We start from the raw sequence: 13,091 nt of genomic DNA, 5'->3' as shown, positions 1-13,091 counted from the left end.
TTGAATAAATTTTCTACACAGCGCTGTTATTTTCGTTAAAATACCTTTTTAGTCTTTCTTAAATTTAAGCCTAAGCCCCTCTTTTTAACGCAACAAAACTACAAGAACTAATTATGACCAAACAGCCTTGTCTTGAAATTAAGCTCTTAAACGACTATTCAGGTTCACTTCAGCCCATTAAAACCTGGTTTATGAGACTTTCAGCTTAAGAAAATCAATAAAAGCTATTCAATTCAATATTATATATTATTTTTGTTGAACATAATCTCTCATAAGATGAACAACATTAAAACTAATTTTAGCATTAAAGATTTAGAAAATCTTAGCAATATAAAAGCTCATACCATACGTATTTGGGAAAAACGCTATAATCTTCTTTCCCCAAGTCGAACTGATACCAATATTAGAACCTACAGCTTAGACAGTTTACAAAAATTACTCAATATTTCTTATTTAAACAAAAATGGTATCAAGATCTCTAAAATCGCCAATCTTTCTGATCAAGACATTAATATTAAAGTTAGAGAAATTGCATCGCGAGCAGATATCGAAGATCATGCTATAAATGCTTTTAAAATTGCCATGATTAATTTTGATCAAGTCCTTTTTTACAACACCTATAATACTTTAATTGAAACTAAAAGCTTTAGTACTATTTTTTACACCATTTTTTTACCCCTGTTAAATCATATTGGTGTACTATGGCAAACTAATACCATTACTCCTGCCCATGAGCATTTTTTATCCATTCATATTAAACAGAAGATACTTTTAAATATAGAGCGCCTACAGTTACTAGAACCCCAACCAGACACCAAAACCTTTATTTTATTTTTGCCTGAGAACGAAATCCATGATATTGGATTGCTATTTATAAATTATCAGCTTCGAAGCAAGGGTTACCACTCTATTTTTTTAGGTGAAAGCGTTCCTATGGATAACTTACGTTATGTTTTAGATTTTTATCAACCCGTTACTTTTATTTCTTATCTCACCATTTTTCCTGAAGATGATAAATTAAATGATTATATTCATCAATTTGAAACCCTGCTATTACACGGTGGTAATCAGCTTTATTTATTGGGTAAAAAACTGGACATCATTAAGGACGACAACTTTCCAGATTCCATAACGCGTTTTACCTCCATAGAAAGTTTAGTAAACAATTTATAAAAACCTATTTATGTTTAACTTTTTTGTATATTTGTTAAACAATGAAGAAAACAATACATATTATAGGCTCTGGTTTTTCGTCGTTAGCCGCCTCGTGCTACTTAGCTAAACAAGGGTATGAGGTTAGTATTTTTGAGAAAAATGCCAACGTAGGCGGTCGTGCCAGACAATTAAAAAAAGATGGCTTTACCTTTGATATTGGCCCCACATGGTATTGGATGCCCGATGTTTTTGAGCGTTTTTTTGCTGATTTCAATAAAACGCCATCAGACTACTACCGTCTAGAAAAATTAAACCCGGCTTACAGCGTTTATTTTGGTAAACATGATTTTATTACCATTGAAGATACTCTGGAAAAAATAAAAATAGCGTTTGAAAACGAGGAACAAGGCAGCGCCAAAAAACTTCAAAAATTTATAGATCAAGCACAAAGCAATTATAATATCGCTATTAAGGACTTAGTTTATAACCCTGGAGAATCGCCATTGGAGCTTATAACTCCTGCAACCATAAAAAAACTTAATCAGTTTTTTAGCACTATTAAACGCGATGTGAGGAAGGCTTTTAAAAATAAAAAGCTCATTCAAATCCTTGAATTTCCTGTATTATTTCTGGGCGCCAAACCCAGTGATACCCCTTCCTTTTATAACTTTATGAATTATGCTGATTTTGGCCTTGGCACCTTTCATCCTAAAAAAGGGATGTATGAAGTTATACTAGGCATACAAAGCCTTGCTAAAGCGTTAGGAGTTAGTATTTACACTAATCACCCTGTTGATAACATTATTGTAAACAACGGCAGTGCTATTGGCATTGAATCCCGAGGTCAAAAACATTTTGCAGATATTATTATTAGTGGTGCCGATTACCATCACAGCGAAACTTTATTAAAACCTGAGTACAGACAATATTCTGAAGCTTATTGGGACAAAAAAACCTTTGCTCCTTCTTCGCTACTTTTTTATGTAGGCTTTAATAAAAAATTAAATCACGTCAACCATCACACTTTATTTTTTGATGTTGATTTCGATGTACATGCCAAGGCTATTTACGACGATCCGAAATGGCCTGAATCTCCATTATTTTATGCTAGTTTCCCTAGTAAAACTGATTCACATGCCGCCCCTGAAGGTCAAGAAGCTGGTATTTTTTTAATTCCGTTAGCCCCAGGGCTAGAGGACACCCCTGAACTTAGGGATTTGTATTTTGATAAAATAATTTCCCGATTTGAACACCTTACTAATCAAGATGTTAAAAAAAGTATTATCTTAAAGGAAAGTTTTTGTGTCAACGATTTTATAAAAGATTATAATTCCTATAAAGGCAATGCGTATGGTATGGCTAATACTCTTTTACAAACCGCTTTTTTACGACCTAAACTCAAGAGTAAAACCGTCAAAAATTTATATTTCACAGGTCAATTAACTGTACCTGGTCCTGGCGTCCCTCCTTCCTTAATATCAGGAAAATTGGTTGCCGATTTAGTTAATAAATATCATTCCTTATGAAAACATTATTCGACCATGTCTCTTACAGCTCCAGCAAGTTAGTAACTCAGACCTACAGTACTTCGTTTTCTCTAGCCACAAAAATGCTATATAAGAGCATTAGAAACGATATTTATAATATTTATGGCTTTGTACGCTTTGCTGATGAAATTGTTGATTCTTTTCATGATTACCAACAAGAGCAACTTTTTAATAAATTTCATGAGGATTTAGAGTTAGCCTTGGAACACAAAATAAGTTTAAATCCTATTTTAAATGCATTCCAGTACACATACCATAAATATGATTTAGACAAGGAGCTTGTTGATGCTTTTATGCATAGCATGAAAACCGATTTACATAAAAGCACTTATTTAACACAGGAAGAATTTAAAACCTATATTTATGGTTCTGCCGATGTGGTTGGTTTAATGTGTTTAAAAGTATTTGTAAACGGAGACCAAGACAAATATGACGCCTTAAAAGATACGGCTATGGCCTTGGGGTCTGCCTTTCAAAAAGTAAACTTTTTAAGAGATTTAAAAGCGGATTACGATTTACTAAACCGCAGTTATTTTCCTAATACAGATCTTAGCAATTTAAATGAGCTATCTAAACAAGATATTATCAAGGATATTGAACAGGATTTTGAAAAGGGGTTACAGGGTATAAAAAAGCTCCCCATAGAAGCGAGATTTGGGGTGTTTACAGCATACAGGTATTACAAACAATTATTAGAGAAACTTAAAGACACCCCCGCCTTAAAAATTAAAGATTCTAGAATTCGAGTTTCTAATCCTAAAAAAATAGAACTTTTAATGCGTAGTTATGTCAAATATCAATTAAATTTATTATAATATTAATGTTATGCACTTATTATACTGGATTCTTATTTTTTTAGGCACTTTTTGTTTTATGGAATTTATGGCGTGGTTTACCCATAAATACATTATGCATGGCTTTTTATGGCACTTACACCAAGACCATCACAAAAAAGATCATGATAGTTGGTTTGAGCGCAATGATGCTTTCTTTTTATTTTATGCCGTTGTAAGTATTGGCTTTTTCTTACTTTGGAAATACACTAGTTTTTGGGCTGGCCTCCCTATTGGCTTAGGTATTTTTGCATACGGGCTATGTTATTTTATTGTACACGACATTTTTATACATCAGCGTTTCAAACTCCTTCGCAACGCTAATAATAGATATGCCAAAGGCGTTAGGCGCGCACATAAAATGCATCATAAGCATATAGGGAAGGAAGATGGCGAATGCTTTGGAATGCTTTTGGTTCCTTTTAAATACTTCAAAACTAAATAAATGCCTTACTTATATTTATTATTAAATTTAGGCTCCTTTTCTATTCCTTTTCTTTACAGTTTTCACCCCAAACTAAAATTTCACACCCTTTGGAAGCCTTTATTTATTGGTATAGCTGTTAATTTTATTGTTTTTATCCCTTGGGATATTCTTTTTACCCATTATAACATCTGGGGTTTTAACCCCGATTATTATCTGGGTATTACCATTTTTAATTTACCCATAGAAGAATGGTTGTTTTTTATTTGCATTCCGTATGCCTGTGTCTTTACACATTTTGCACTCTTATATTATTTTCCAAAAATAGCACTACAAAAACCCTTAAGTACAGCTATAGGCTTTATTTTATGCCTAATATTTTTAGGTATTGCTGTATATAATTGGGATAAATGGTATACCCTAATTAATTTTTTATTGGGCGCGTTCCTCATGGCTTTCACGCTTTTAAAATCCCCAAACATTTTGCAACAGTACTTATTAACCTTTTTGGTTATGTTAATTCCCTTTTTTATCGTTAATGGTGTATTAACAGGAAGTTTTATTGACAATGAAGTCGTTTGGTATAATAACGAAGAGAATTTAGGTATCCGGTTATTTACCATCCCTATTGAGGATTCGGTTTATGCCTTCTCTTTAATTTTAATTCATTTGTTGATTATATCCCCAAAAGCAAAACGCTTAAACCGCTAATTTGACTCTATTTTAAACATATTCCTTTTTAACAATACGAATTTGTAAATAAATTATTACTATTTTTAATACATTAAAATAATCTTATTTACATTCATTCATGAAAAAAACAATCTATCTCCTATTCACACTGCTTGCATTTATTTCATGCAAGCCTCAGCTAGAACCTGTTGCCACAACCTCTGCCTCTAACACCTCAACTGTTGATTCGATTTCAACGACCATTCCTTTTAACCCAGAAGTCAAAACAGGAACTTTAGAAAACGGCCTTACTTACTACATTAAAAACAACGGCAAACCTGAAAATAAAGTAGAACTCCGTCTTGTTGTTAAAGCAGGCTCTATTCTTGAGGATGATGACCAACAAGGATTAGCCCATTTTATGGAACACATGAACTTTAATGGCACTAAAAACTTCAAAAAAAACGAACTGGTTGATTATTTACAGAGTATTGGTGTAAAATTTGGCGCCCATTTAAACGCCTACACTAGTTTTGACGAAACTGTTTATATTTTACCCATACCGAGTGACGATCCTGAAAAACTAGAAAAAGGCTTTCAAATCATTGAAGATTGGGCTCACAATGCTCTTTTAACCCCTGAAGAGATTGATAAAGAACGTGGTGTTGTTCTGGAAGAGTACCGACTAGGTCAAGGCGCTGATGAGCGTATGATGCAAAATTACCTTCCTAAAGTACTTTATGGGTCTAAGTACGCCGAACGCTTACCTATAGGAAAAAAAGATATTCTTGAAAACTTTAATTACGAAAGTTTAATTCGTTTTTACAAAGATTGGTATCGCCCAGATTTAATGGCTGTAATGGCTGTAGGCGATGTAGATGTAGCTCTACTAGAAGAAAAAATTAAATCCCATTTTGGCGGTATCAAAAATCCTGAACATCCCAAAACACGAGCATCCTATTATTTAACCAATCATGATGAAACCCTAATAGCTATTGAATCGGATAAAGAAGCTCCTTTTACCAGAGTTCAAGTTATGTTTAAGGATTTAGACAATGCCTCAGCTAGCATCACTTTAGAAGATTATAAAAAAGATGTTTTAGAATCCTTATTCAGTCAGATGATAAACAATCGTTTAGACGAATTAAGAAACAGCCCTAACCCTCCCTTTGTTTATGGGTATTCATTTCATGGTGGCACTTGGGCAGACACCAAAGAAGCCTATCAATCTTTCGCTATGACTAGTGAAACCGGACAACTAAACGCTCTTAAAACACTTTTAGAAGAAAACGAACGCGTTAGGCAATTTGGCTTTAATCCTGGAGAATTTGAAAGAGCTAAAAAAGATTTACTAGCTCGAATGGAACAATCGTTTAAGGATAAAGATAAAACAGAATCTAAACGGATTATTTCTGAATATGTTAGACATTTTTTAAATAACGAGCCTATGCCCGGAATTACTTGGGAGTACAATTTCTACAAAAACTTTTTACCCGAAGCTAAACTAGAAGATGTAAACGCCCTAATTTCTGACTACATAAAGGAAACCAACCGTGTTATTATCCTTACAGGACCCGAGAAAGAGGGCTTAGAGCCAGTTACTAAAGCACAAGTAACCACTTTAATTAACGCTGTAAAAAACACCACTTTAACTCCTTACGAAGACAAACAATTGGCCTCTTCATTAATTAGCGAATTACCAACAGCTGGAGGTATTACCAAAACAGAAACTAATGCTACATTAGGAACTACCACTTTATATTTGAGCAATGGTGCTATTGTTACTTATAAAAAGACTGATTTTAAAAATGATGAAATTTTGTTTGATGCTTTTGGCTTTGGTGGTACCTCTAACCTCTCAACAGAAGATTATTTAGCCACCTCATTTGCTTATAATGGATTATCTGAAGCTGGTGTAAACAGCTTTGATAAAACGACTTTAGACCAAATGTTATCTGGCAAAATTGTTAGAGTTTCTCCGAGAATAAGCACTTATAACACCTCTATATCCGGAATGGCTTCACCCAAAGCTATTGAAGAACTTTTTCAATTAACACATCTATATTTTACCAAATTGAATAAAAACAAAGATGCCTATGCTTCTTATACCGGCAAGCAAAAAGCTATGCTTGGTAATATCCTCTCTAACCCTAATTTTTATTTTCAAATAGAAATGGGCAAATTTTTATCTGGTAAAAATCCACGCTTTACCGGGTTCCCTACCCCCGAGAAATTTGACCAAATGAATTATGATTTAGCTTACGACAAATACACCGAGCTATTTGATAATGCCAATGGCTTTCATTTTTATTTTGTAGGTAATATTGATGAGGACCGCATTAAAAGTTTAAGCCAAACTTATTTAGCTAGCTTACCTGCAAAAGAAGCCCCAGACACTTACCAAACTTTTGATTTTAGACCGCTAACTGGTGGTCAAGAAAATATCATTAAAAAAGGAGTAGACCCCAAAAGTTTTGTTCGTATTATTTACCAAGGAGAAACTACTTACACCAATAAAGAACACCATGCTTTAAAGAGCTTAGGAGAAATTTTAAGTATAAAACTTATTGAAAAGCTTCGCGAAGAAGAAGGTGGTGTTTATGGTGTTGGCGCCAGGGGTTCTATTACTAAATTTCCTTATGGATGGTATAATTTCTCGGTAAATTTCCCTTGTGGACCAGAAAATGTTGACAAACTTAAAGCCGCTGCTTTAACTGAAATTGAAACGCTTGTAAACAATGGGCCAACAGATGCCGATTTAGCTAAAATAAAAGAAGCTCAAAAACTAGAATATAAAGAAGACTTAAAGGATAATAAGTTTTGGCTATCTACTTTAAAAGATGCCGATTATTTACAAAAGGATACCTCACGTATTTTTGATTTTGAAAGCGATGTAGATGCCCTTACCAAAGCCGATATTAAAAACGTTGCTGTTAAATACTTAAGTGATGCTCCTATTATTGGGATTTTGTACCCTGAAGACTAATACTCTATTACTTATTTTGAATATAAAAAAGTGCAGTAAACTACTGCACTTTTTTTTACTCAATTAAACTCAACTTATACTAATAATTAATTTCTGTTTACCGTAATTGAGTTCGATAAATCGAAATACCCACTTAAATTACTAGCATTTTCTCCCATCATTAATCCTGTAATTCCATCTTCATATCTTAAATACCAGATTAAGCATACTCCTACACCAGCGCCATCAAAGTTTACTCCTTCTAAATCTGCTAAAGTTGCTGGTAATCCTAAAATATTACCCGCATCATCTGTAATTATATAAGTTGCATTCGTTCCGGCTGGTGTTCCAGAGTTTGAAATCCCAGACACGTAATCTGCCATACCATCACCTGCCGTAAAGTTAAATGGTCCACCTTCAAGCGTTCCAGCGTTTGTATAAGGCTCTCTGTTTACCGTTATACTATTAGACAAATCGAAAGTACCTGATAAGTTACTTGCACTTTCACCCATAGCTAATCCCATTAGGTCATCTTCATATCTGATATACCAAATTAAGCACACTCCTGCTCCTGCTCCATCAAAATCTACACCTTCAACATCGGTAATTGTTCCTGGTAAACCTAAAATTGTTCCTGCTTCATCTGTAATTATGTATGAGGCATTTGTACCGGAAGTCATTTCAGCATTTGTAATACCAGACACCATATCTGCCATTCCATCACCTACAGTAAATGTAAATGGGCCACCTTCTAAAGTTCCTGCATTAACGTAAGCTTCTCTGTTCACTACTAAACTGTTAGATAGATCGAAAATTCCAGATAAATCGCTTGCACTTTGCCCTGCTCCTAATCCTGTTAACCCCTCTTCATAACGAATATACCAGATTAAACATACGCCCACACCGGCACCATCAAAATCTACACCTTCTAAATCGGTTAAAGTACCAGGTAACCCAAGAATTGTTCCTGCTTCATCTGTAATTATGTAAGAGAAATTTGTACCATTTGGTGTTCCAGAATTTGTAATTCCAGATACATTATCCACTACACCGTCGCCAGCAGTAAATGTAAATGGCCCACCCACTAAGGTTCCTGCATCAGGACCTCCTAAACGGTTTACAGTAAGACTGTTTGAAAAATCGAAGTTTCCAGATAAGTCTGCTGTAGTGTTACCTGTAGCTAAGCCAGATAAACCATCTTCGTAAGCTAAATGCCAAATTAAACACACACCAACACCGGCACCATCAAAATCTACACCTTCTAAATCGGTTATAGTGGCTGGTAAACCTAAAATATTTCCTGCATCATCAGTAATTACATAGGTTGTATTTTCTCCTTCAATATCGTTAGACAATGAAATATCTGTTACGTAATCTGAAGTACCATCTACATAAAAGGTGAATGGACCACCTGATAATGTTCCTCCGTTTGTTGAAACTACATTTGTATCATCATCTTCACAAGACACAAATAAAAATGCTGAAGCTAAAACGCCTAATAAGAATTTTTTAATCATAGTAATATATTTTTTTTAATTTTTCTTGATTCAAAATTAAATTATCACCAGATTATAAAATGTTAGCTAGCTAACACTAAGCCATTTTTTTATAAATTCTTATCTCTTTTCTATTAAATTCTATTACATTTTGTTCTTTTAATTCGTTTAAAAGTATGTTTAATGTAGGTCTAGAGGTTCCTATTAAAGATGCGATATCTTTTTGTGTGTAAGGATGTTGTATAATTTTATCTCCGGTTTTTTGGCAATCGTAGCCATATTCATGACATAATTCTTCAAGAAATTCTGCTAATCTTGTTTTAGCATCTTTAAACATTAACAATTTTAATCGGCGTTCCAGCTTTTGAAATTTAAATCCTATAAATTTATAAACCTTAAAGCTAAAGGTTTGGTTGTCTCGCATTAAATCGTGCATCGTATCGACACCTATAGGGCAAATGCTTGTTGTATTTTCTATGGATTGCGCAAATTCATCGCGTGTATTTTCTCCTAAAATGGCTTTTTCGCCAAATAATTGCCCTTTTGTTAATATGGCTTTTATTACTTCGGATCCGTCTTCGTTGTAATATCCAATTTTTACTTTTCCTTTTTCAATTAAAAATACTTTATTTGAGGCTTCCTCTTCAAAATAAATATAGTCTTGTTTCTTGTATGTATCGAAACAATGTGCGCTTTTATACTTTTTAAACTTATGAGGACATAACACTTTAAAAAGGTTTACATCTTCGAAAAACCAAATTGAGTTCATTGTGTGGGTGTTTTGTTAGTTGAGTTCTTTTACTGTCGGAAATAATTAACATAACTTTCACAATTGTATAAAAAAAAGCCTCTTAAAAAAAAGAGGCTTTTTATTTATTATGTTTTTCAACTATTCTTCTTCATCTGTAGTATCAGCAGTTGCTTTATCTTCAAGAAGCTCTAACATATTGTGCTTTTGAAGTAAGTTATACCACTGAATTACTTTTTTAATATCGCTGGCATAAACTCTATCTTCATCATAATTAGGTAAAATCTCGAAAAAATATTCTTCCAATTTATCTTTACTATCCTTGGGTTTTACTGATGCGATGTTAGCATTTTCTTTATCTTTTATTTTCTTTAACACATCGTGTAATGGCACTTCTTCTTCTAAGGTATAGATGGCTATTTCACTTAAAACACTCACGTTATTTTGCATGGTTACCGATATGCGTTTATTATCTATTAACGATTCGGCTACAAACCCCCCTCGGGTTTGGGCTATTAATTTATATAATCCTGGTTTACCAGAAATTGCTAAAACTTTTTCTAAACTCATATGTTATTTTTTGGGCTGTAAAATTACATGTTTACTGTAATCTTGCAAGTTATCTTTTCTTTTTTTCGGCAGGAAAGCGCATTCTATAATCTATTCTAATTTTGCCTTTTGATATATTAGCTAATCTTCCTTTAATTAATCGTTTTTTTAAACTTGATAATTTATCTGTAAATAAAACCCCTTCTATATGGTCGTATTCGTGCTGTATAACACGGGCTACCAATCCATCGTAAGTTTCGGTATACTTATTAAAATCTTCATCCAAATATTCGATAGTAATTTTAGGTTTTCTGTACACATCTTCTCTTACATCTGGTATGCTTAAACAGCCTTCATTGAATGCCCATTCTTCACCTTCTTCTTGAATTATTTTTGCATTGATGAACACTTTTTTAAAGTCTTTTAATGCTGATTGCTCTTCTTTGGTTAAATCTTCATCCTCTGCAAAAGGAGTTGTATCGACCAAAAACATTCGGATAGGCAGGCCAATTTGGGGTGCTGCTAAACCTACACCAGAAGCATTATACATGGTTTCGAACATGTTAGCTATTAATTCTTTAAGCTTGGGATAATCGGAAGTTATATCTTTAGCTTTTTTTCTTAATACAGGGTCGCCGTAAGCTACTATTGGTAATATCATTACTTTTTTTTTGGTTGCGCAAAAATACTAACTTATAATTTATTTGCTAGTATTGCTCCTACATATTATTTTGAGTATAGATAATTTTGCAGAATTAAGGTTGCGCTAATTTCGTCTATTAACGCTTTATTTTTTCTTTGGTTCTTTTTTAAACCACTATCTATCATGGTTTGAAATGCCATTTTGGAGGTAAAACGTTCGTCTACACGTTTAATTGGAATACTCGGTATCGTTTTTTGAAGTTTCACTATAAAGGCCTTGATAAACTTCTCGCTCTCTGAGGCTGTATTATCCTTTTGTTTTGGTTCTCCTATAACAAAAAGCTCTACGGTTTCTTTTTTAATATAATCGGTTAAAAAAATCAACAAATCTTTGGTATTTACTGTAGTTAACCCTGAAGCTATTATTTGCAACTCGTCTGTAACCGCTATACCTGTTCGTTTTGTACCAAAATCTATTGCTAAAATTCTTCCCATGGCCATAAAGGTATAAAAAACAAAAAAGGCTGTTTAAAAAACAGCCTTTTTTATTTAATTAACCTTAAATTATTAATATTTAAATTTATTATTACGCTTTTAACGCTTTATTTGATTTAGGAAAAACTACACTAATATTTCCTGCTTTTCTTTCTCTAGTTAAATATTTTCTAATATCGCTAGCACCACGAGCCACCGTTTGCTTTAATTCGTCTGCAGATATTAATATTACATCAGAATTAGTAGCTTCTGCTTCGCTTGCGCTATTAGCAACAATCATTTCTTTTTCTACTTTAGTAGCAGGCACTTCTGAAGTGTTTTGAGCTGAAGCCAAAGACACACTTAAAAGGAAACCTAATGCTATGTAGAAATTAATTTTCATGATTTTGTTGTTTTACACCTCAAAGATATATTCACAAGTTCTTTTCATATAAAAAACTAGTTGTATGCACCAGAATTCTCGTTTATAAGACGAACTGTTGTTTTTAGACGTTGAAATACACAAAAACAATTCGAAACACAATTTAACGACAGAAACACACCATTCATCGACACCAAACTGCTATTCAAAGACATATCCACCTATTAGCCATTTAGAAATAAAGCTTTTTTACAGTATTATAGACATTTGTAATACCGTTAATCGTGATATTTTCATGAGACCTATTATATTTGTCAAAAAACTTAAATATTATAATGACTGAGTTACAACAAATCATAGAAAAGGCATGGGATGACCGCTCGCTTTTAAAAGATGAAGCTACTACCAATGCGATTAGATCTGTAATTGAAAAATTAGATAAAGGCGAATTACGAGTAGCTGAACCCACTGCAGATGGATGGCAAGTGAATGAATGGGTAAAGAAAGCTGTTGTGCTTTATTTCCCAATTCAAAAAATGGAAACTTTAGAAGCCGGTGTATTTGAATACCACGACAAAATGCCTTTAAAAACAGACTATGCAGGGCAAGGTGTTCGCGTTGTGCCTGGTGCTTCTGCACGTCAAGGCTCTTACCTATCTCCTGGTACTATTTTAATGCCTAGTTATGTAAATATTGGTGCTTATGTAGATGAAGGCACCATGGTTGACACATGGGCTACTGTTGGTAGTTGTGCACAAATTGGAAAGCATGTACACCTTTCTGGTGGTGTTGGTATTGGAGGTGTTTTAGAGCCATTACAAGCTGCTCCGGTTATTATTGAAGACAATGTATTTGTAGGATCTCGCTGTATTGTTGTTGAAGGTGTACACGTTGAAAAAGAAGCCGTTTTAGGCGCTAACGTTGTATTAACCATGAGTACAAAAATTATTGACGTTACTGGAGATGAACCTGTAGAAATGAAAGGTCGCGTACCCGCTCGTTCGGTTGTAATTCCTGGAAGTTACACTAAAACATTCCCTGCTGGAGAATACCAAGTACCATGTGCTTTAATTATTGGTAAGCGTAAAGAAAGTACAGATAAGAAAACGTCTTTAAACGATGCGCTTCGTGAAAACGATGTTGCGGTTTAAAACAAACACTATATTCACTCCCAAATTCTTAAATTATCAATTCGGAATTTGGG

The 13,091-nt window shown here is 33.7% G+C and carries 13 protein-coding genes; 7 read left to right on the top strand and 6 right to left on the bottom strand.

All coding sequences use genetic code 11. The annotated features are described in order from the left end of the window. Positions 1-276: 276 nt before the first annotated feature. The 6 genes from LG649_RS09025 (at position 277) to LG649_RS09000 (ending at position 7,617) form a co-directional block, all read left to right on the top strand. Positions 277-1,173: a MerR family transcriptional regulator gene (locus tag LG649_RS09025; protein WP_226543500.1), complete on the top strand. Its 897-nt coding sequence runs from the start codon at positions 277-279 to the stop codon at positions 1,171-1,173. Positions 1,174-1,214: 41 nt separating this feature from the next. Beyond that, on the top strand, positions 1,215-2,681 hold the full coding sequence (locus LG649_RS09020) for a phytoene desaturase family protein (RefSeq protein ID WP_226543499.1): 1,467 nt from the start codon (positions 1,215-1,217) through the stop codon (positions 2,679-2,681). Then, on the top strand, positions 2,678-3,517 hold the full coding sequence (locus LG649_RS09015) for a phytoene/squalene synthase family protein (protein ID WP_226543498.1): 840 nt from the start codon (positions 2,678-2,680) through the stop codon (positions 3,515-3,517). The genes LG649_RS09020 and LG649_RS09015 overlap by 4 nt, the downstream gene beginning before the upstream one ends. A gap of 10 nt (positions 3,518-3,527) precedes the next feature. After that, positions 3,528-3,980, top strand: coding sequence for a sterol desaturase family protein (locus LG649_RS09010; protein ID WP_226543497.1), 453 nt, complete (start codon positions 3,528-3,530; stop codon positions 3,978-3,980). Further along, positions 3,981-4,670 (top strand): lycopene cyclase domain-containing protein, encoded by a 690-nt coding sequence (locus LG649_RS09005; protein ID WP_226543496.1) that lies wholly within the window; start codon positions 3,981-3,983, stop codon positions 4,668-4,670. A gap of 100 nt (positions 4,671-4,770) precedes the next feature. Then, a complete protein-coding gene (locus LG649_RS09000; RefSeq protein ID WP_226543495.1) occupies positions 4,771-7,617 on the top strand; it encodes a M16 family metallopeptidase in 2,847 nt (948 codons plus the stop codon). Between the two features lie 86 nt (positions 7,618-7,703). On the opposite strand, the gene LG649_RS08995 is transcribed toward LG649_RS09000, so the two are convergent. The 6 genes from LG649_RS08995 to LG649_RS08970 all read right to left on the bottom strand — a co-directional run bounded on the left by LG649_RS08995 (position 7,704) and on the right by LG649_RS08970 (position 11,908). Next, entirely contained in the window at positions 7,704-9,113 is a 1,410-nt protein-coding gene (locus LG649_RS08995) for a hypothetical protein (protein ID WP_226543494.1), read from the bottom strand. Positions 9,114-9,189: 76 nt separating this feature from the next. Further along, positions 9,190-9,861: a Crp/Fnr family transcriptional regulator gene (locus tag LG649_RS08990; protein ID WP_226543493.1), complete on the bottom strand. Its 672-nt coding sequence runs from the start codon at positions 9,859-9,861 to the stop codon at positions 9,190-9,192. A gap of 120 nt (positions 9,862-9,981) precedes the next feature. Then, entirely contained in the window at positions 9,982-10,410 is a 429-nt protein-coding gene (locus LG649_RS08985) for a DUF5606 family protein (protein ID WP_226543492.1), read from the bottom strand. Positions 10,411-10,459: 49 nt separating this feature from the next. Continuing rightward, the gene (gene def, locus LG649_RS08980) at positions 10,460-11,050 is read right to left on the bottom strand and encodes a peptide deformylase (protein ID WP_226543491.1); all 591 of its coding nucleotides are present in this window, start codon (positions 11,048-11,050) and stop codon (positions 10,460-10,462) included. Positions 11,051-11,115: 65 nt separating this feature from the next. After that, a complete protein-coding gene (gene ruvX, locus LG649_RS08975) occupies positions 11,116-11,526 on the bottom strand; it encodes a Holliday junction resolvase RuvX (RefSeq protein WP_226543490.1) in 411 nt (136 codons plus the stop codon). 91 nt (positions 11,527-11,617) lie between these two features. Further along, positions 11,618-11,908: a hypothetical protein gene (locus tag LG649_RS08970; RefSeq protein ID WP_226543489.1), complete on the bottom strand. Its 291-nt coding sequence runs from the start codon at positions 11,906-11,908 to the stop codon at positions 11,618-11,620. A gap of 314 nt (positions 11,909-12,222) precedes the next feature. Here LG649_RS08970 and LG649_RS08965 point away from each other — a divergent pair, with 314 nt between their 5' ends. Continuing rightward, positions 12,223-13,038 carry a 2,3,4,5-tetrahydropyridine-2,6-dicarboxylate N-succinyltransferase gene (locus LG649_RS08965; RefSeq protein ID WP_226543488.1) on the top strand — a complete coding sequence of 272 codons (816 nt, stop codon included), beginning with the start codon at positions 12,223-12,225 and terminating at the stop codon, positions 13,036-13,038. Positions 13,039-13,091 lie beyond the last annotated feature (53 nt).

The sequence above is a fragment of the Neotamlana laminarinivorans genome (assembly GCF_020523925.1).
Classification (GTDB): Bacteria; Bacteroidota; Bacteroidia; order Flavobacteriales; family Flavobacteriaceae; genus Neotamlana; species Neotamlana laminarinivorans.
Note: the sequence above shows the minus strand (reverse complement) of the source record. Positions and strands in the feature narration are given on the sequence as shown.